General features: G+C 66.3%; 17 protein-coding genes. 9 read left to right on the plus strand and 8 right to left on the minus strand.

The features are described from left to right. The first annotated feature begins 91 nt into the window (after window positions 1–91). Window positions 92–1,987, plus strand: a complete 1,896-nt coding sequence (locus HKW67_RS08570; protein ID WP_171224988.1) for an Ig-like domain-containing protein — start codon at window positions 92–94, stop codon at window positions 1,985–1,987. Between the two features lie 97 nt (window positions 1,988–2,084). On the opposite strand, the gene HKW67_RS08575 is transcribed toward HKW67_RS08570, so the two are convergent. Further along, entirely contained in the window at window positions 2,085–3,092 is a 1,008-nt protein-coding gene (locus tag HKW67_RS08575; protein WP_171224989.1) for an AraC family transcriptional regulator, read from the minus strand. 156 nt (window positions 3,093–3,248) lie between these two features. Between HKW67_RS08575 and HKW67_RS08580 the strand changes: the two genes are divergently transcribed. From HKW67_RS08580 to HKW67_RS08590, 3 genes are all read left to right on the plus strand, one after another. After that, window positions 3,249–3,728 carry a hypothetical protein gene (locus HKW67_RS08580; protein ID WP_171224990.1) on the plus strand — a complete coding sequence of 160 codons (480 nt, stop codon included), beginning with the start codon at window positions 3,249–3,251 and terminating at the stop codon, window positions 3,726–3,728. Continuing rightward, a complete protein-coding gene (locus tag HKW67_RS08585) occupies window positions 3,728–4,447 on the plus strand; it encodes a hypothetical protein (protein ID WP_171224991.1) in 720 nt (239 codons plus the stop codon). Before HKW67_RS08580 ends, HKW67_RS08585 begins: the two co-directional genes overlap by 1 nt. 76 nt (window positions 4,448–4,523) lie before the next feature. Then, on the plus strand, window positions 4,524–6,092 hold the full coding sequence (locus tag HKW67_RS08590; RefSeq protein WP_171224992.1) for a YifB family Mg chelatase-like AAA ATPase: 1,569 nt from the start codon (window positions 4,524–4,526) through the stop codon (window positions 6,090–6,092). Window positions 6,093–6,222: 130 nt separating this feature from the next. On the opposite strand, the gene HKW67_RS08595 is transcribed toward HKW67_RS08590, so the two are convergent. The 4 genes from HKW67_RS08595 to HKW67_RS08610 form a co-directional block, all read right to left on the minus strand. Next, the gene (locus HKW67_RS08595; protein ID WP_171224993.1) at window positions 6,223–7,776 is read right to left on the minus strand and encodes a serine hydrolase domain-containing protein; all 1,554 of its coding nucleotides are present in this window, start codon (window positions 7,774–7,776) and stop codon (window positions 6,223–6,225) included. 197 nt (window positions 7,777–7,973) lie between these two features. Then, a complete protein-coding gene (locus HKW67_RS08600) occupies window positions 7,974–8,738 on the minus strand; it encodes a glutaminyl-peptide cyclotransferase (RefSeq protein WP_171224994.1) in 765 nt (254 codons plus the stop codon). 110 nt (window positions 8,739–8,848) lie between these two features. After that, on the minus strand, window positions 8,849–10,438 hold the full coding sequence (locus tag HKW67_RS08605) for an N-acyl-D-amino-acid deacylase family protein (protein WP_171224995.1): 1,590 nt from the start codon (window positions 10,436–10,438) through the stop codon (window positions 8,849–8,851). 78 nt (window positions 10,439–10,516) lie between these two features. Beyond that, entirely contained in the window at window positions 10,517–11,014 is a 498-nt protein-coding gene (locus tag HKW67_RS08610) for an FKBP-type peptidyl-prolyl cis-trans isomerase (RefSeq protein ID WP_230981155.1), read from the minus strand. A 103-nt stretch (window positions 11,015–11,117) separates the two neighbouring features. On the opposite strand from HKW67_RS08610, the gene HKW67_RS08615 reads away from it, so the two are divergent. Then, entirely contained in the window at window positions 11,118–12,428 is a 1,311-nt protein-coding gene (locus tag HKW67_RS08615) for a threonine/serine exporter family protein (RefSeq protein ID WP_171224996.1), read from the plus strand. On the opposite strand, the gene HKW67_RS08620 is transcribed toward HKW67_RS08615, so the two are convergent. Then, window positions 12,425–13,816: a spinster family MFS transporter gene (locus tag HKW67_RS08620; RefSeq protein WP_171224997.1), complete on the minus strand. Its 1,392-nt coding sequence runs from the start codon at window positions 13,814–13,816 to the stop codon at window positions 12,425–12,427. The genes HKW67_RS08615 and HKW67_RS08620 overlap by 4 nt on opposite strands. A gap of 69 nt (window positions 13,817–13,885) precedes the next feature. On the opposite strand from HKW67_RS08620, the gene HKW67_RS08625 reads away from it, so the two are divergent. Beyond that, window positions 13,886–14,686, plus strand: coding sequence for a 4'-phosphopantetheinyl transferase family protein (locus HKW67_RS08625; RefSeq protein ID WP_171224998.1), 801 nt, complete (start codon window positions 13,886–13,888; stop codon window positions 14,684–14,686). A 170-nt stretch (window positions 14,687–14,856) separates the two neighbouring features. Here HKW67_RS08625 and HKW67_RS08630 read toward each other — a convergent pair whose 3' ends face one another. After that, window positions 14,857–15,642 (minus strand): ubiquinone/menaquinone biosynthesis methyltransferase, encoded by a 786-nt coding sequence (locus HKW67_RS08630; protein ID WP_171224999.1) that lies wholly within the window; start codon window positions 15,640–15,642, stop codon window positions 14,857–14,859. 28 nt (window positions 15,643–15,670) lie between these two features. Here HKW67_RS08630 and HKW67_RS08635 point away from each other — a divergent pair, with 28 nt between their 5' ends. Continuing rightward, window positions 15,671–16,282 carry a TlpA family protein disulfide reductase gene (locus tag HKW67_RS08635; RefSeq protein WP_171225000.1) on the plus strand — a complete coding sequence of 204 codons (612 nt, stop codon included), beginning with the start codon at window positions 15,671–15,673 and terminating at the stop codon, window positions 16,280–16,282. Between the two features lie 10 nt (window positions 16,283–16,292). Here HKW67_RS08635 and HKW67_RS08640 read toward each other — a convergent pair whose 3' ends face one another. Next, window positions 16,293–16,724 carry a vitamin K epoxide reductase family protein gene (locus HKW67_RS08640; protein ID WP_171225001.1) on the minus strand — a complete coding sequence of 144 codons (432 nt, stop codon included), beginning with the start codon at window positions 16,722–16,724 and terminating at the stop codon, window positions 16,293–16,295. An 89-nt stretch (window positions 16,725–16,813) separates the two neighbouring features. On the opposite strand from HKW67_RS08640, the gene HKW67_RS08645 reads away from it, so the two are divergent. Together HKW67_RS08645 and HKW67_RS08650 are read left to right on the plus strand one after the other, a co-directional pair. After that, window positions 16,814–17,167 (plus strand): DUF485 domain-containing protein, encoded by a 354-nt coding sequence (locus HKW67_RS08645; RefSeq protein WP_171225002.1) that lies wholly within the window; start codon window positions 16,814–16,816, stop codon window positions 17,165–17,167. Then, a complete protein-coding gene (locus HKW67_RS08650; protein ID WP_171225003.1) occupies window positions 17,164–18,690 on the plus strand; it encodes a sodium:solute symporter family transporter in 1,527 nt (508 codons plus the stop codon). Before HKW67_RS08645 ends, HKW67_RS08650 begins: the two co-directional genes overlap by 4 nt. The last annotated feature ends 27 nt before the right edge of the window (window positions 18,691–18,717 follow it).

Consider the following 18,717-nt stretch of genomic DNA (forward strand, 5'->3'; position numbering starts at 1 on the left):
CCGCTACCCTGCTGGCCTCTGGCTCGGATCCCCGCCGCGCGCCCGGACTCCCTCATGTCGTGATTTCGACATCGCCTTCTGGAGGCACCGTATGCGTATACCGCAATTCAGCCGACTTGCCGTCGCCCTCGTGGCCGGCGCGAGCGTTCTGCTCGCCGGTTGTGACTCGTCGAGCACCACCGAGGCGAAGACGCTGTCGTCGATCGCCGTCTCGCCCACCACCGCCAACCTCGCCATTGGCGGCACGCAAGCGCTCACGGTGACCGGCAGCTACAGCGACAACACGACGGCGGCGATCACGTCGGGCGTGACGTACACGTCGTCGGCCAGTACGGTCGCCACGGCCAGCACGGCCGGCGTCGTGACCGCGCTCTCGGCCGGCACCGCGACGATCACGGCCTCGGCCTCGGGCAAGTCGGCCACGTCGACCATTACCGTCGCCCCGGCCGCGCCGACGCTGGCGTCGATCGCGCTCACGCCCGCCACCGTGAGCCTGCTCGTGGCCGCCACGCAGCAGCTCACTGTCACCGGCACGTACAGCGACGCCACCACCGGCGCGCTGGCCACGGGCGTCACCTTCGCCTCGTCGGCCGCGAACGTCGCGACGGTGAGCAGCACGGGCCTCGTGACCGCTCTCGCGGCGGGTACCACGACGATCACCGCCACTCACACCGCGTCCACGCGTACCGCGACCCGGCTCATCACCGTGACAGCCCCGGCCGCGACGGGCTCGTTGGTGTTCTCGGATGCGTACGACACGGGTGTGAGCTTCGCCAATTTCGGCGGCGCGACGAACGCGGTGACGATCGATGCCACCACGCTCTACAACGGCAAGAAAGCGATCAAGGCCATCATCACGGGCAGCGGCGGCTACTCCGGCGGTGCATTCGTGTCGGCCACGCCGCGAAATCTGTCGACGTTCAACGCCCTCACGTTCTGGGCCAAGAGCAGCGTCGCCAACGCCACCCTCAAGGTCGGTATCGGCAACAACGCGAATACCACGGTACTGAACGCCGAGTCGATCGGGATTCCGCTTACGACGACGTTCACGAAGTACATCATTCCAATGCCGAATCCGGCCAAGGCCACGGCCATGGACGGTCTGTTCCACTTCGCCGACGGCCCGCTCAACTACACGGTGTGGTTCGCCGACGTGCAGTATGAGAATCTTCCCGTTGCGCAGGTCGCTGCCCCGACCGCCGCCGGTGTGGCGTGGCCCACGCTCAACGTGGCCGTCGGCGCACCGCAGCAGATGGGCGCCGGTCCGAACACGGTAAACTTCACGACGCCGGCGCTGCCGAATGGCGGCAAGCTCTCCGATGTGGCGTGGCGCTGGTTCACGCTTACGTCGAGCAACCCCGCCGTGGCTACCGTGAGTGTTGACGGTCTGGTGACGGGTGTCTCCGCCGGTACGGCGACGATCACCGCCACCATGAATGGACTCGCCGTGGCCGCAAGTGCGCCAGTGACGGTGACCGCGCCACTCCCCGCCCCGACCACGATCGCCGCCGCGCCGACCAAGGCGGCGGTGGATGTGATCTCGCTGTTCACGACGGCCTACACCAACCGTGGCGTGGATACCTGGCGCACCAGCTGGAGCGCCGGCAACAGCGAACTCGTTGATCCGTTCACGGTAGCGGGTCGCAGCATCAAGAAGTACTCGCTCTTCAACTTCGTGGGTATCGAGTTCGGCCCGGGCGTACCGGCCAACAACGTCGATGCCTCCACGATGACGGGCATCCACGTGGATGTCTGGTCGCCGAATCCGGCAGCCACGCTGGAAATTCAGCTGGTAAACGACGCCACGGGCACAGCGGCGATCGGCAAGTATCAGGCGGGCCAGATCGCGACCGGCAGCTGGGTGTCACTCAACATCCCGCTGGCGAGCTTCGTCGGTCTCACCGCGAAGAATAAGCTGCAGCAGATGCTGTTCGTCGCCGGCGGTCCGTCGGTGCTCTACATCGACAACGTGTATTTCTACCGGTAGGCCGGTGCTGCGTGCGGTGCACGCGTATGCACCCGTCTAACCGCGCAACGCATTGATGATCAAACGGGCGTCCAAAAGGGCGCCCGTTTTGCTGTGCCTACCGCCGTGCGAGCTCACGCGGCGAATGGCCGGTCCAGCGCCGGAATGCGCGATGAAAGGCACTGGGCTCGGAGAACCCAACGAGCCACGCCACCTTCGCGACCGTGGCGCCGGGGGCTGACAAATGCCGAACCGCCAGCTCGCGGCGCGCATCATCGAGCAACGACTGAAATGTCGTCCCCTCGTTGGCCAGCCCGCGCTGCAGATGGCGCGCACTCATCGCCAACGACTTCGCCACCAGCGGAATGCTCGGCGCCTCTCCCTTGAGTTGCGTCACGATCTCGTGCAGCACGCGCGCCGAGAGCGATTCGCGCGTCCGCAGCGCGTCCAACGCCGCTTCTGCATGCGATTCGAATGCCGCGAGCAGCTGCGGATTCGCCGATCGCAGCGGGACATCGAGATCGCGATGGTCGATGTCGATGGCATCAACGTCCGCGTCGAACGTCGGCTCGATGCCGAAGATACGCGCGTGCTCTCGCGTGCCGGTGTTTGGCCGCGCATGTCGCATCTGTACTGCGAGCGGAATCACCGCACGACCGGTCAGCAACCGCAGTTGATGCACCAGCCCGGCCAGCAACGTTTCGATCACCTGTCGGGAATCGACGCGCAAATCCTCGCCTGCCGTTTGAAGGAGGCGCACGCGACAACGCGTGGCGATGGCGGTATGCTCGAGGTCGACGGCGAGCGAGTCGTTGAGCAGCCGCATGAGCCGCGCGCCACGTCGGATCGCCTCGCTCGCCGTGTGCGAACTGAGCATGACGTATCCCACGATATCGAGCGCCCCGGGTTGAAACGATTCACCCGTGTGCAAGCCGAGGTCGGGATCGCCGGATGCGGCGACGGCCTCTCGCCAGAGCGCTGCCATGACCGCGGCGGGTACCCGGTCAGGTGCGTCCTCCCCGGTGCGCAGCGCAATCCCGGCCCGTGCGCTCACCGCGCCGGCGTCGATGCCCTGCGTCTGCAGGTACGCCAGAAGATCGGCCGCCAGCGACGAGGCCACGCTCATGCGCCGCGCCCGGTCGACCGGCGCGCATGGCCAAAAACTAGTCGCGATCGGCCATATGCCTGGCGCATCCGGTCACCGTGCGTCGCGACGCGCGCCGGCATTGTCCCTGAGTCGGCACACACGATCCGTATCCTCTCGCTCCGGACATTCCGCACCATGCGCACGCTTTGGCTTTGCCTCATCGCTCTCGCCCCGTTCACCGCCCACGCGCAGTCTGCGGCGCAGGCTTCAGCGCCGCGACGCGCCACAACAGTAGCGCGGAACGACTGGCGTGTCACGCTCACCATCTTCCGATCGCCGGGAACCGGGCTGCAGGTCTCGAAGGGACATCTCGCCGCCTTCGTCGCCCACTACCCGACAGTCATCAAGCGGGACGGCGCGCAACGCGGTACCCAGTTCGTCCGACTCGGCCTGGCCGCGTACGCACGGCCCGACGCGCGCACGTCGCCGTATGCCTCGGTGTCGTTCGCGCCAAGTCTCACCAAGGGCTGGTCGAACAGTGCGCTGGCGGACGTTGGTGCCCGCCAGCGGTTCGGGAGCCGGTATAGCGGTCAGCTCGGCGTCGCGCTGCTCTACGCGCCGCATACGAAACAGACGCGCGTCAATCCCACCGTCGGACTCGGAGTGCGATTCTAATGCGCACGCCATCCAACGCATCTCCCATCGCCGCGCGCGTTGCGGGCGCCCTCTACCTCTCGGCCAGCGCGGGCTTCATGCTCGTGTTCGCGTGGCTCGCGCAGAACTTCGGGTACCCCGACGTGCTTGAGCGCACGGCCGGCGAGGTACTGCCGCAGCTCTTGTCGCTCGGCGCGGATGGTCGTGCGGTGTGGGCCGTCTACGCGCTGCTGCCCCTCGCGCTGATTCCTGCGTCGAGCGCGGCGGTGCACGCGCTTCGCCTGCCCGACGGGCAGAACGCGTTGGCTCTGAAGATGGCCGAGCGGTTGCAAGCGGTGGCGGCGGTGTGCATGATGCTCGGCCTCGCGCGCTGGAGTACGGCGCAGTGGGCGCTGGCGACCGCATGGGCCGACGCCGACGCGACGACGCGCATCGGACTCGCGGCCACGTTCGACGCGCTGAATACGATGTTCGGCAACGGCATCGGCGAGTTCGTCGGTGAACTCACGCTGTACGGCTCGTTCCTCGCCTTCGCGGTGGCGCTCGTCGCTCGCGGTCAGCGGCCAATCGCCATGCTGGCCGCGCTGACCGCGCTTTGTGGATGGATCGGCATGTTTCGCAACATCACGGCAAGCACGCAGTGGGCCGCCGACATCGGCAACGTGCTGCTGCCGTTGTTTCTGATCACGTTCGGGATTGTGTTGCTGCGTGATTCGCGCCGGAACGGAGTAGCGGCGTGAGGTCTCTGCGGCGGCATGAGTATGCCTGCGCAGTTCCGATGACAGTGATCGGCGCCCCGCACCGTACTGTCTCCCCATGCTTGCCGCCGCCCCCTCCGCCGCCGTACTCGGCATCGATGCCCTCGACGTGCTCGTCGAGGTGCATGTAGCCAATGGGCTACCTCAGTGGACGCTCGTCGGACTCGCCGCGACGGCAGTGAAGGAAAGCCGCGACCGCGTGCACGCGGCGCTGGCGAATTCAGGATTCACGATTCCACCGCGACGGATCACGGTGAATCTCCAGCCTGGAGACTTACCCAAAACCGGTACTGCGTTCGATCTCCCCATCGCGCTCGCCTTGCTCGCCGCCAGCGGGCAACTCCCCGCCGAAGCGCTGCAGCACACCTGCGCGGTGGGAGAACTGGGTCTCGACGGACAACTTCGGAGCGTACGCGGGGTGCTCGCTGTGGCGCGGCATATCGCTGCGACCAGCGACGCCCTGCTGATCGTTCCGCCGGACAATCTGGCTGAAGCGCTGCGCGTGCCCAGCGCGCGAGCAATGGCACCACGCACGCTCGAAGAGTTGGTGCACGCGCTGCGAGACGGCACGGCCCGCAGCGACACACGACCACGACGCACCGATACACCGCCCGATGACACACCCGACCTTGGTGACGTGGTCGGTCAATCACTCGCCGTCCGCGCCCTCGAAATCGCGGCGGCCGGTTCGCACAACCTTTTGCTGGTGGGCCCACCCGGCGCCGGCAAAACGATGCTCGCTCGCCGTCTCCCTGGCATTCTGCCGCCACTCGATGAACAGGAAGCACTCGAAGTGCTCGCCATTCACTCCGTGGCCGGATTACTCGGCCCCGAGCAGGTGCCGACAACCTCAACCCCAGCGCGTCCGTTCCGGGCGCCGCATCACTCCATCTCCACCGCCGGACTCGTTGGCGGTGGCGGATGGCCACGCCCCGGTGAAGTGAGCCTCGCCCATCGCGGCGTGTTGTTCCTCGACGAGCTCTCGCTCTTCCCTCGACATACGTTGGAGTCACTGCGGCAACCGCTCGAGGATGGCGTTGTGGTCGTCGCACGCGCCGCGCGCGCCGTGCGATTCCCGTCGCGCTTCGCGCTCATTGCCGCGAGCAATCCGTGTCCGTGCGGCTACGCCGGATGCGATGACCGCCACTGCCGATGTTCGGTAGCTGATCTGGAGCGCCATCGTGCACGACTGTCGGGACCACTGGCCGATCGCATCGATCTGCATGTGCACGTTCAACGCGTGCCGCCCAGCGACCTCGCCACGCACACGCCGCAGGAACGATCGGCCGAGGTGCGGGCCCGCGTGATCGCGGCGCGCGAACGACAGCGTGCGCGCTACGCCCACACCGCCGGCACGCAGCCGCTGGCCGCCCTCACGAACGCCACCGCGCCCGTGCGACTCATCGCACCCGCCGCCCGACTCGAGCCCGACGCCCGCGCATTGCTCGTGCGCGCCGCCGACAAACTCACTCTCAGTGCGCGCGCATATCATCGCGTGCTGCGCGTCGCGCGTACGATCGCCGATCTCGATGACCTCGAGGTGGTGAACCGCATGCACGTGGGTGAGGCGCTGCGGTACAGGCCCGTTGTTGATGAACACGCGTCCTCCGAACTGCCAACCGCTTAGGAAGCCGGGAGGAGGGTATCAGGGTGGAGGAAGCAGTAAGCGCGCGCGCTTTACCGTTGTACTCCTGCATCCTCTTTCCTGACAACCTCCACCCTGCACACTAGGGAGTTGGCAGTTAGCAGCTACCCGTTCACCGCGCGCGCCCACCAGATCGCCGCACAAACTCCGGATATATGTCGTACGCGGCCGGCGCGTACGCAGCCCGGGGCCCAGCCGGGCCGGTGGCGCGCTGCATGCGCACGATGACCAACTGGTCGTCCGGCATGACCTGCATATCGGTGTCGAGATATCCCCTCGTCGCGAAGCGCGATTCGTTGGGCATCGCCGTCCACCAGAGCAGTCCGTACTCCCGATTTAGTGCCTGTGAGGCCACCACGCTCGACGCCACCCAACGCTTGCTGACAATTTGCTTCCCCTGCCATGCGCCCTGCTGCAACATCAGGAGCCCGATCCTGGCAAACTCGCGTGGCGTCGTCTGCAGGTTGCTGTACAGCACGGCATGGCCGGCTGCATCCACACTCAGCTGCGTGGTGACCATCCCGAGCGGCTCGAACAATTGGCGCTTCGCATACGACTGGATCGGCTCGCCGGCGACAACATCCAGAATCGGCGACAGCAGTTGGACGCCTTCGTTGCTGTACGCCCAGACGTCTCCAGGTTCCGACGTTGGTACAAGTGCGCGCACGTGCGCGTTCTGATCCGTCGCACCGGACACGCTGCGCGCATCCTGCATCGTCGGGAAGCCCGCGGTCATGGTGAGGAGGTGTCGGATCGTCACGCGCCCCCGCATGCCCGTGCACCAGTCGGCGAGATAGGTGCACACGCGCACGTCCACGCCCGGGAGCTTGCCGTCGTCGACGAGCATGCCAACGAGGAGTCCGGCAATCGACTTCGTGGACGACATGGCGGGCATCGGTTCCCGATAGCGACCGCCGTACCATTCCTGCACGATCTGGCCACGATAGAGCACGAGGCAGGCATCGGCGGAACTGTCGATGCACAGTTCGCGATGACGAGCGAGGGCGGCCGTATCAAGCCCGAGTGCAACGGGATCGCCTTCGATGTAGGCGGGTGCCGCGCGGCGGTTCGGGCCGGCCGAAGCGTTGCCCCACACGGCGGCGGCCGGAGCCGAACCGGGCCCGCCGGCCGATAGCGCAACGGGTGGTGGCGGCGCCGTGCGACTCCCGGCGTCCCGGCGCGCGGTGGATGACACAACAGGCTTGTACACCGCACTGACTGGCGCACCGGCCAGCACGCGACGGATGCGCAGCACTTCGGGCGCATTGGCTGGCGGCGGTGCACCTTTTCGCTCGCAGCGCGACAAGTACGCGCTCACCGCCCGACTCGCCTGGTCGCGATTCCCCGCCCGGATCGCCGCGTAGCCGGTGGTCAGCACAAGATGACAGGCGTCGGCATCCAGCGGCCACGAGCTCGGCAGCGTCTCGAGACTCGACTGTCCTAGCGCGGCGGCGGCAGCGAAATCACCACGACGCGCCAGCGCCAGCATGCGGTGCACGGGCGATCGGCTTCGCGCCATCACCGTCTGTGCATTGGCGTTGGATGAGGGCGTCGCGGCCAGCAGCAGACTCGCTGCTACCGTACCGACAATGCCAACCGTACAAGCGTGCGGAGCACACTGCATCATTTCCGCCGGGCCGTTGATGGCGGGCCCTCGAAGCCACATTGACGCCTGCGCTTCGATTATGCCCGTCGAGCTCACCATTCGGTGATTCGCGCACTCGTGTCAGATAGCGTCGAAGTTAGCGTTGCGCGTTCGCGCCGTCGAGCGCGTACGGAACGCCGAGTGATGCTGTGACACCCCTGTGACGTTCGCGGGTTGGCGAGTAGGAAGAGGCGGTCGACTGCACATCCGCCACTCACCTACTTCGGCACCGCCACCTCGAACAACCACGGCCACAACTTCCCCGTCAGCAGCACGCGATTTGTCGCCGCATCATACGCGATCCCGTTCGCGGTGCCGCCACGCGTACTCGCCACGGTGCGCTCCTGCAGCGACAGCAGCTCGCTGACGTCCAGCCACCCGGTGATCACACCGCTGGCCGGATTGATGCGCGCGATGAGGTTGGTCTTGTACACATTCGCCCACAGTTCGCCGCGTACCCACTCCAACTCATTCAAGAATCGCACCGGCATCCCGGCCTCGGTCACGTCGATGACCCGCGTCACCGCGAAGCCGGCAGGATCGATGACCCGAATGCGCGAGGTGCCATCACTGAGGTAGAGATTCGTGCCGTCAGCGGTGAGCCCCCATCCCTCACCGTCGTATCGAACGCTGTCGATGATGCGCAGCGAGTCGAGTGAGTACACCGCGCCTCGGCCGCGCCGCCAAGTGAGTTGATACAAGCGACCGCGCACCACGGCGATACCTTCGCCGAACGCTGCATCCGGCGTCGGCGTGCGGAGTACGATCTCTCCAGTGCGCAACATGACATAACGCATCTCGGAACGACCTTCGAGGCCCGTGCCCTCGTACAGCCGTCCATTGTGCACGAGCAATCCTTGCGTATACGCATCGGCGTCATGGGCCCAACGATGCAGCGCCACGGGACGCACCATCGGTGTGCGCGCGGAAAAGGGTACCGCCGGCGCCGCTAACTCGGCGTTCGATCCCGTGGCGGTGATCATGCCCGAAGGGAGCCTGACGGACGAACCGGCTCGGAGCTGCTCGTCATCTCCGCAGGCGAGCAACAGCACGACTCCAACGAGTAGGCATGCGCGAGATCGGTGCGCCCTTGTCACTTCCCGGTCCGCGTCACCACCCGCCCCGCCCGTACTCCCGTCGCCTTCCCATCACTCACCGCCACCGTGCCATTCACGATCACCGTCTCGATCCCCACCGGATACTGATGCGGCGCCGCGAACGTGCTCATGTCCTTCACCGTCGCCGCGTCGAACACGACCAGATCGGCCACGTTGCCCACCTTCAGCACACCGCGATCGGTCAGGCCAAGGCGCACCGCCGGCATCTGCGTCATCTTGTGGATCGCCGTGGTGAGCGGCAGCAGCTTCTGGACGCGCACGTATTCGCCCAGCACGCGCGGGAACGTGCCGTAGGCGCGTGGATGCGGATGCCCGTCACCGGGACTCGAGATACGACCGTCGCTGGCGATCATTGTGAACGACGCCACCATGATACGGCGCACATCCTGTTCATCGAGTACGTGATAGATCGCGTTGCCGCCACCATTCAGCATCGCTTCCAACACCAGCGCGGCGCCGTTCTCCGGCGTGGGCGCCAGATTGCGGCGCGCGGCCCAATCCTTCAGCGTCTTGCCCTCGAGACTCTTGTCCCACGCCACGCGCGAGAACTGCACACGCGCCAAGTCGCCGCCGCCACGATCATTTAAAATGTTGTCGATGATGCCGCGCGTGATGCTGTCTTTCAATGCCGGCACCGCGAGGCGCTTGCGAAATTCCGCATCGCCGCCGGCCATCGCCCAACTCGGCACCAACACACCGATGCCCGTATGCGTGGCAGTGTACGGATACTGATCCACCATCACATCGGTGCCGGCCTTTCGTGCGCTGTCGACCATGGCCAACGTGATCGTGCTCTTGCCCCACATCTGCTGCCCCACCGCCTTGTGGTGGGTGAGCACCACCGGGATGTGCGCGCGTCGCCCGATCTCGAGCGCTTCGCCCACGCCGTCCAGCAGTCCAATGCCTTCCTTGCGCAGGTGCGACGTGTAGATGCCGCCGCTGTCGCTGGCCACCTGCGCCAGTGCGATCACTTCCTCGATCTTCGAGTAGGTGCCGGGCAAGTACAACAGGCCGGTGCTCAGCCCGAACGCGCCCTGCCCCATCGCCGTCGCGACCAACTGCTTCATGCGCGACAACTCGGCCGCATCGGGCGCCCGCGCCTGCATGCCCAGCACCGCGCGACGCACATCGTTGTGCCCCACGAGATACGCCACGTTGATACCAATGGTGGCCGTACGTACCGAATCGAGGTACGGCGCCAACGGCAACGGTGAGCCGCCATCGGGTCCACCCAGCGCCAACGTGACGCCCTGTCGCAACGCGCTTTCCATGAGCGGGTACTGCAGCAACGGCTCGAGGTGCGCATGCAGGTCGATGAACCCCGGCGACACGGTGCGACCGGCGGCATTGATCACCCGCCTCGCGTTCGCCCGCGAGAGCGTGGCAGCCATGGCGACGATGCGATCTCCACGAATGCCGACATCGAGCCGTTGCGCGGCGCGGCCAGTGCCGTCGAGCACCGAGCCGCCGGCAATCAGCACATCAAATCGTTCAGGCGTGGCCTGCGCCGGTAGCGGCGCACTGACCACGGACAACGCCAGCGCGAGCAGAAGTCGTGCACTCATGAGTCGTCCGGTTCGGGTGCCAACGCAAAAGGGAGCAGGATCCTCTCCGCTCCCTTCACGACAATCTCCGGGTCCCGCTTACTGCACGCCGAGGAGTTCCACGTCGAAGACGAGCGTGGCGTTGGCGGGAATCGGGCTCTGACCCTGGTTGCCGTATCCCAGCGCGGACCCGATCACCAGCTTGCGCTTGCCGCCCACCTTCATGCCGACGACACCCTGATCCCAGCCCGGGATCACCTGTTGCGCGCCCAGCGTGAAGATGAAGGCCGCACCGCCCACGTTCGTATCGAAGCGACTGCCGTTCACGAGCCAGCCCGTGTACGTCACACGAATCACGCGCCCGGCGATCGCCTCCGCACCCGTGCCGACGACCAAGTCCTGCACGTACAAATTGTCGTTCTTCTTTGTCATGCCGGCGATGTTCACGCCCAAGGAGGCTGCGTAGGTTTCCACGGCGGGGTTGGACGGGATATTCGGTGCCGTGCTGTCGGTTCCGCAGGCACTCAGGAGCGCCGCCGCGCCGAACACCGGCAGCAGCAGAGCATGACGGACCCGCGACGTCGCGCGGCGGGTCATAGATGGCAGAGAACGAAGCATGAGTCTCGAAGTAGGGGCGAAAAGGGTTCCCCCAAAAGATAAGCCGTTGCGCCCGACGTTGGCTTCCCCTACGCTCAGCAACATGGCTCGCCTCGATCTGCCCGATGCCTTGAACACGGCCGAGAACCCGCTGGACGTGCCGATGGGCTCGACCGGCGGTCACGCAGCCGTATCCCGGCGGTTCCTGCTGCAGCTAGCCAGGGCGCTCCATAAGCACGGAACGCCGGCGCACCGGCTGGAGACGGCGCTGGCCATCACGGCTCGCCGGCTCGGGCTCGAGGCCGAGTTCTTCTCGACGCCGACCAGCATCATGGTGGGCATCGGCAATCTCGACGACCAGCGCGTGTCGCTGCTGCGGGTGGAGCCCGGGGAACCCAACCTGGGGCATCTCGCCACGCTGGGCGACATCACCCGCGGCGTGATCGAGGGCACGCTATCCCCGGCCGACGGCCTACAGCAGGTCGAGGCGCTCGACTCGCAGCCACGGCCCTATCCGCAGTGGCTGGTCCTGTTTGCCTTCATCTGCTCGTCGGCCGCCGTCTCGTGCTTCCTCAAGGTGCGCGTGGGCGACGTGCTCATCGCGTCGCTCCTTGGCTTGCTCACCGGCACGCTCGCCCTGTTGGCGGGCCGCCGCGAAAGCACGCGACACGTGACCGAGCCCTTGGTCGCGTTCGTGGTCACGACGGTCGCATTCACGATGGACGGTATCATGGGCACGCGCAGCGGATTCGCGACATCGCTGGCCGGTCTCGTGATCCTCCTGCCCGGACTCACCTTCACCGTGGCACTGACGGAACTCTCCACCCGTCATCTCTCCTCGGGCACAGCACGACTGAGCGGCGCTATCGTGGTGTTCCTCGGCCTCGGCTTCGGTCTCGCGCTCGGTGCACAGACCGGCGGCGCCCTTGGGCCGATGTTGCACGAGGCCATGCCGCAGCTGCAAGGGACGTTGTCGCGCGCGTCGCTACCAGCGTGGACCGAGTGGGTCGCGCTGCTGGTTGCGCCGATCTCGTTTGCGGTGTTGCTCAGCGCCCAGCGCCGCGACATCGGCAACATCATGGTGGCCTGCGCGGCCGCCTATCTCGTGTCGAAATTCGCCGGCGCGTCGCTCGGTGAGCAGCTTGGTGCGTTCCTTGGCGCGTTCGTGGTCAGCGCCGGCAGCAATCTGTTCGCACGACTCAAGCGACGCACCGCGATGGTGACACAGGTGCCCGGTCTGCTCATTCTGGTGCCGGGAAGTATCGGCCTGCGCAGCATGCAGTCGCTGATCGGTCAGGACGTCGAAACCGGCATCGCCACCGGATTCCGCGTGGCGATCATCGGCATCTCGCTGGCTGCCGGTTTGCTGGCGGGCAACGTGGTCACCAGCGCGGTGAACCGGATTCGTCGTTAACGCGCGGCGGCGGTTTCGTTGGTGCCTGCGTCTCGAAGCCGTTGCACCGTGACTCGGAACGCCGGACGCCCCCAGGCCAGCAGTGCGAGGGCGAGCGTCATCCCGACGACGGCCGAGAGCGAAAGCGAGTACCGCAACGCGAGCGGATCACGAAATACTTTGTCGGTGAGCAGCGCGACGGCGGTCGGTCCGAGGATACCTGACATGAGGTTCACGACCAGCTGATAGACGGCACTTCCCTGCCCTCGCATCCGCGGCGGCATCGCCTCGGCGATCGCCGCGTTGGCGGCGCCCCACGGCATGGCGGCGAAGATGTTGACCGGGACCAGCAGCGCCGCCGCAAAGATCGCCGATGGCACCAACGGATAGAGCCCGGCGAAGATCAGCATGCCGAGCCCGCCGATCATGCCCACGCGCAGTGGTGCGTCGATGTAACCGCGCTTCGACAACGCGTCGGTAAGCCGTCCGCCCAGCACGACACCGAGCGGACCGAGCGTGGCGGTCAGCACACCAATAAGCAGACCCGCCCGGACCTCCGTGAACTCATGGGTCCGAATCAGGAAGCTGGCCAGCCACGCTCCAACGCCGTAATTCACCGAGGCCGAGCATGCAAACCCAAACGACAACGCCCCGATCGTGCGAGCGTTCGCCCGCATGTAGCGCCAAACGTCGGCAAACGGCACCTTCGCAGACACCTCGTCGCGCAGCATGCGCGTTCCTAGCGTGCGCGGCTCTCGAATGGTGAGCGCCAGTAGCGCGACGATCAATCCAGGCAATCCGACGTAGAAGAACACCAGCTGCCACGGGAACACATCGCCGACGATCGGCACATGCACGAGCCCCGGCCTGTCCACGCGCCCGACCACGAACGCACTCAGCGCGTACGCGACGCCCGAGCCGAGGAACGTGCCCATCATATACGTGCTCATCGCCACGCCAAGCTTCTTGCGCGGAAACTGCTCGGCAATAATCGACACGGCCGCCGGACCCAACGTGGCCTCGCCGGCACCCACACCGACACGCGCGATGAAGAGGTGCGCGTAGCTCCGGGCGGTGCCGGTGAGCATGGTCATCACGCTCCACACGGCGGCGCCCAAAGCGACGATGCGAGGGCGATGCCCGCGGTCGATCCACCGGCCGATGGGGAGGCCCAGCAGCGAGTAGAACACCACGAAGCTGAGTCCCATCAGAAGACTCACCTCGGTGTCGGTGACATGCAGATCGCGCTTGATCGGTCTGACCAGCAGATTCAAGATCTGTCGATCCACGAAGCCCGACACATTGGCGATCGTGAGGATCGCGACGGCGTACCAGGCCTGCGCTGGTGTCACCAGTCGCGAGCCGGTCGACGCGTCAGCGGAGGAGTCGGAGCGAAGAGGCGTAGTCACGACTGAAAGCTGAACGCGCGCGCAGGATTTTGCACGCTGATCATGCGCCGGCCCGCAGTAGATTGCGGAATGTCCGACGCGACCACTCGTCCCTCAGCACTAGCGTGGCCGGCACCGCAGTTCGTGCCGGCCCCGAGCGACGCGCCATCGGCGTTCACGATGACCCGGGTCGACGTGCCGGCAACGCTGGATCCGGACACCGGCATCTGGCTCCCCGCCTTGGTGGCGGACGCCCGACTGCATCCCGACGAAGCCGCTCTGGTCGAAGCGATGCCGCCGACGCGCCGTGCCACGTTCGTGGCCGGCCGCCTCGCGATGCGGGCCGCCGTGGCGGTGCATGCCCCGCAGGACGCCACTGGTCCGATCCTCCGTACTGAGCGCGGCGCGCCGGTCCTGCCGAACTCCGTCGCTGGCTCGGTCAGTCACAAGCACGACGCCGCCCTCGCGCTCGTGTTGCCGCGACGCGCGCTCACCGCCGGGGCGTCAGTGCATGTCGGCGTCGACCTCGAGCATCGCCCTATCGCCCGCGATGTCACCCGACCGTCGATCGCGCGCCGCATCCTCACCGCACCGGAGCTCGACGCGCTCTCGGCGTTCGACGCCGACCCGCTCGCGCAGCGCGAACGCGTGATCCTGTCGTTCGCGCTCAAGGAAGCGGTGTACAAGGCGATCGACCCCACCGTACGGCGCTATGTGCGCTTCACGGAGGTCGCGTTGGAGTTCACTGCTGATGGCGCGGTTGCAGTGTCGCTGTTGCTGCCGGAGCTTTTGCACGGCGATATGACCGTACGCGCGCAGTACTCGATTGATGACCGTTGGATCGTGGCGACGGCGCTTGCGACGGCTGGGCTCAGCGGCTCCGGCACGTAAGCTGGTTCACGCGAAGCTCGCGAAGATACGCGAAGGCTCGCGAAGAACAGCAACAGAAAAACTTGTTTTGCTTTTCTTCGCGTATCTTCGCGCATCGTCGCGAGCTTCGCGTGAACCAACCCAACCGTCAGCGACCGACTTAACCGTCAGCAAGCACACCAACCAAGGAGCTACGTAACCCGCCGCGCCACGTGTTGCGCGATGCCACCGAACAGATACCGCCGCACACTCACAACCTCGAAGCCCTCGCGACGCAGCAGCGCGGAGAACTCGTCGGCCGTCATGAAATCGCGAATGCTGCGCGCGATATAGCCGTATACGATCGGATCGCGGTGCCAGAGCCAGCCCACCACGTTGCCGGCCACGCCGAGGTACCAGAGGAAGAGCGCGCGCCACGGCGCGAAGCCGGGGCGGTAGAAGTCGAGCGTGACCAACGCACCGCCCGGCCGGAGCACACGCGCCATTTCGCGGACGCACTGCGCGGGGTCGGGCACGTTGCGCACGCCGTAGCTGGCGCTCACCATGTCGATGTTTGCGCGTTCCTGCGGCAGTGCCATCATGTCGCCCACCATCGGCGTAACGCGCGCCGACACGTCCGCGTCGACCGATTCCAGCCGTTTGCGCGCCGCATCGATCATGCGCGGCGACGCGTCGAGCGCTTCCACCGTCGCCTGCGGTAACGCGCGCGCCAGCTGCGCGGCCACGTCACCGGTGCCACTGGCCAAGTCGAGCACGCGGCGTGCGCCCGGTGCCACCGCGATGGCGGCGGCGATCGCGCGGCGCTTCCATCCCGCGTCCATCCCCAGCGAGAACAACTTCGTGAACGCGTCGTAGCGCGGCGCGATGATGTCGAACATCGGCGTTACGAACGCCTGCTTGCGCGACGGATCGGCGAGATACGCGTCCACATCGAGGGAGCCAAGCTTGCGTTCGGGCGAACCGGCGGGCGGCGTCATTCAGTCCAGGACGGGGTATATTTCACGGATGTCAGCACCGGCGCGTTCCCCTCGCGGCAGTATCAGCTTCAGCACATTGGCCCTCGTGCTGGTGGGGCTGGCCTGTACCGTGCTGATCGCCAAGCGCGCGACCGCCGAGAAGGATGTGGTGAATCTACTGGCCGACCATGGCGTCGTGGCCGGTACCGACACCGCACCAGCCACCGCGCCCACGGCTGAGCAAGCCATCGGCACCTTCAAGGTGACCGCCTTGAATGGCAAAGTGATTCCCCTGCACACCAAGGGAGAACCGGCCATTCTTATGATCAGCTCGCGCACCTGCAGTTGGTGCAAGCGCGCGCTGAAAGACTTGGGGCAGATGTCGGCGGGGCGGCCTCTGCCGCGTCTCAAGCTGCTCACCCTTGAGGGGGCCGGCGAAGGCGTGGCCATGCTCGCCAAGGAAAAGCTCACCGGTGCGCAGCTCATCGGACCGGCCGGGAGTTCCGATCAGGTCCTGCTCACCTTCCGCTATCCCGGCACGCCCACCTTCGTGGCCATCGACCGCAACGGTCGCGTGGTGCGCACCCTCCCCGGGTATCCGATTCCCGAGGAGATGAAGCACTGGTACGCCGTCATGGTCGGCGACCAGGACGTCCCTTGAGCGAGCTTCGCTAGGCCAGCTTGGCCAGCCGCTTCCGGTCGAGGGTGACCAGAATCGCGCACAGCGTGATCGTGACCGCCGAGACCACGCACCACGAGCAGAAGCCCTTCAGCACGATGAACTCGCCGTACTTGAGCCGCAGCGTGAACAGCACCGCCGGCCAGATCATCAACTGCATGAGCGTATTCGGCCACGTCTCGTCTTCATACTTGGCCATCGTGCCGATCGTGGCGGCCACGAACAGCATCGCGTAGCCCACGGCGCCGATCAGGGCCACGTCGACGCCCAGAAACCACCCGTAGCGGCTGCCCTGCACATACTCGCATCCCCCGGCGCTGCTGCAGCCGAGTGCGCCGGTGAGGCCGAGCTTCCAGAGATGCAGATAGAGCGCGACCAACCCGGAAATAAGGCTGCCCAACGCGATGCCCATGCGCTGTGTCACGTGAGACGAGGTATGAGACGAGGTGAGGGAGGTCCGAACGACGGCGAGACTCTACCGCGTAAGATGCCCTGCCCGTACCTTCGCGCGCCATGACGCCTTCTCTGACGCCTTCTTCGACTGATCACGCGGCGCAGATTGCCGCCACGCGCACCCTCGCCCGAACGCGCTGGCGGGTGGCCGCGATCCTGACGCTGCTCATGGTCGGGGTCTACTTCGGCTTCATTCTGCTAGTGGCGTACCGCCCGGCCCTGCTCGGCGGGCTCGTGAGCGACGGCCTCTCCCTCGGCATTGTGCTCGGGGCGCTGGTCATCGTGTCCGCGTGGGTCCTCACGTTGGCATACGTGCAGTGGGCCAACCGCGTGTATGACCCGGCGCTGGCCGCCCTCCGCGCCATGCCCGGCGCGGAGTCCGCCGCCCGCAACGCCCAGGGAGGCGCCCAATGACACTCGGAACTCCGGATCCGGTGGCGATCGGCTTCTTCGGCGTCTTCATCGCCATCACGCTCGGCATCACCTATTGGGCGGCCCGCCGCACCCAAACGGCCGATCACTTCTATGCCGCCGGACGCTCGGTCACCGCCGGCCAGAACGGCTTCGCGCTCGCCGGCGACTACATGAGCGCGGCGTCGTTCTTAGGCATCGCCGGCCTCGTGTCAACCAGCGGTTTCGACGGCTTGATCTACTCCACCGGTTGGCTGGTGGGCTGGCCCGTCGTGCTGTTTCTCATCGCCGAGCCGCTGCGCAATCTCGGTCGCTACACTTTCGCCGACGTGGTCGCCTCCCGGCTCGATCCGATGCCGGTGCGTATCAGCGCCACCATCGGTACGCTGGCTACGATTGCGTTCTATCTCATCGCGCAGATGGTCGGTGCCGGCAGTCTCATTCGCCTGCTCTTCGGCATTCCGTACGAAACGGCTGTCGTGATTGTGGGCTGCGCGATGATGGGGTACGTGCTGTTCGGCGGTATGCTCGCGACGACGTGGGTGCAGATCGTGAAGGCCGTACTGTTGCTGGGCGGCGCGGCCACTCTGGCCATCATGGTGCTCGCCAAGTTCGGCTTTGATCCGCGCGCGTTGTTCGCCGCAGCGGCCGCCAAGTACGGCGCCGGTGTGCTGGCGCCCGGAAAGTTGGTCAGCAATCCGCTCGACGCGATCTCGCTGGGCATGGCGCTCATGTTCGGTACGGCAGGACTGCCGCACATCCTCATGCGCTTCTACACCGTGCCCGATGCCCGCACGGCGCGACGCTCGGTGTTCATCGCCACGGGATTGATCGGCATGTTCTATTTGATGACGTTCGTGCTGGGCTTCGGGGCCATGGTGCTCGTCACGCCCGAGTCGATCAAGGCGATCGACGCCGGCGGCAACATGGCGGCGCCCATGCTGGCCGAGTTGCTCGGTGGACGCGCCTTCTTGGGCTTCATCGCGGCCGTGGCCTTCGCCACGATTCTGGCGGTCGTGGCCGGCCTGGCGCTCTCAGGAGCCGCCGCGATCTCGCATGACATCTGGGCGAGCGTGATTCGCAAAGGCCACCCGAAGCCAGGCGAAGAGATCAAAGTGGCTCGCATCGCCACCATCGGGCTGGCCATCGTCGCCATGGTATTGGGCATCGCGTTCAAGGGACAGAACGTCGCGTTCATGGTCGGACTCGCGTTTGCCATCGCGGCCAGCGCCAACTTCCCTGCGCTCGTGCTCAGCGTGTTCTGGCGCCGTACCACCACGGCCGGCGCGGCGAGCAGCATGATCGTGGGCGCCACCTCGACGCTTGTGCTCATCGCGCTATCGCCCGCGGTGCAGATCGATCTGCTGCACCACGCGACCGCGATCTTTCCGCTCAAGAATCCGGCGCTGGTCACGATTCCATTGTCGTTCGCCACCGGCATTCTGGTATCGCTAGTGCGCCCCGATCCGGCCAGTGAAGCCCGGCATGAGGCGATCGAAACCCGCCTGCTGCTGGGTGCCGACTAGACAACTCGGCAGGAATTTCCGCATCGG

The sequence above is a fragment of the Gemmatimonas groenlandica genome, assembly GCF_013004105.1.
GTDB lineage: Bacteria > Gemmatimonadota > Gemmatimonadetes > Gemmatimonadales > Gemmatimonadaceae > Gemmatimonas > Gemmatimonas groenlandica.

Coding starts and splice junctions, on each gene's coding strand:
- HKW67_RS08625 (WP_171224998.1), top strand. CDS start 13,886: ATGTCCGACGCGACCACTCGTCCCTCAGCACTAGCGTGGCCGGCACCG.
- HKW67_RS08635 (WP_171225000.1), top strand. CDS start 15,671: ATGTCAGCACCGGCGCGTTCCCCTCGCGGCAGTATCAGCTTCAGCACA.
- HKW67_RS08595 (WP_171224993.1), bottom strand. CDS start 7,776: ATGTGGCTTCGAGGGCCCGCCATCAACGGCCCGGCGGAAATGATGCAG.
- HKW67_RS08615 (WP_171224996.1), top strand. CDS start 11,118: ATGGCTCGCCTCGATCTGCCCGATGCCTTGAACACGGCCGAGAACCCG.
- HKW67_RS08575 (WP_171224989.1), bottom strand. CDS start 3,092: ATGAGCGTGGCCTCGTCGCTGGCGGCCGATCTTCTGGCGTACCTGCAG.
- HKW67_RS08585 (WP_171224991.1), top strand. CDS start 3,728: ATGCGCACGCCATCCAACGCATCTCCCATCGCCGCGCGCGTTGCGGGC.
- HKW67_RS08610 (WP_230981155.1), bottom strand. CDS start 11,014: ATGACCCGCCGCGCGACGTCGCGGGTCCGTCATGCTCTGCTGCTGCCG.
- HKW67_RS08645 (WP_171225002.1), top strand. CDS start 16,814: ATGACGCCTTCTCTGACGCCTTCTTCGACTGATCACGCGGCGCAGATT.
- HKW67_RS08650 (WP_171225003.1), top strand. CDS start 17,164: ATGACACTCGGAACTCCGGATCCGGTGGCGATCGGCTTCTTCGGCGTC.
- HKW67_RS08590 (WP_171224992.1), top strand. CDS start 4,524: ATGCTTGCCGCCGCCCCCTCCGCCGCCGTACTCGGCATCGATGCCCTC.
- HKW67_RS08600 (WP_171224994.1), bottom strand. CDS start 8,738: ATGATCACCGCCACGGGATCGAACGCCGAGTTAGCGGCGCCGGCGGTA.
- HKW67_RS08630 (WP_171224999.1), bottom strand. CDS start 15,642: ATGACGCCGCCCGCCGGTTCGCCCGAACGCAAGCTTGGCTCCCTCGAT.
- HKW67_RS08605 (WP_171224995.1), bottom strand. CDS start 10,438: ATGAGTGCACGACTTCTGCTCGCGCTGGCGTTGTCCGTGGTCAGTGCG.
- HKW67_RS08570 (WP_171224988.1), top strand. CDS start 92: ATGCGTATACCGCAATTCAGCCGACTTGCCGTCGCCCTCGTGGCCGGC.
- HKW67_RS08580 (WP_171224990.1), top strand. CDS start 3,249: ATGCGCACGCTTTGGCTTTGCCTCATCGCTCTCGCCCCGTTCACCGCC.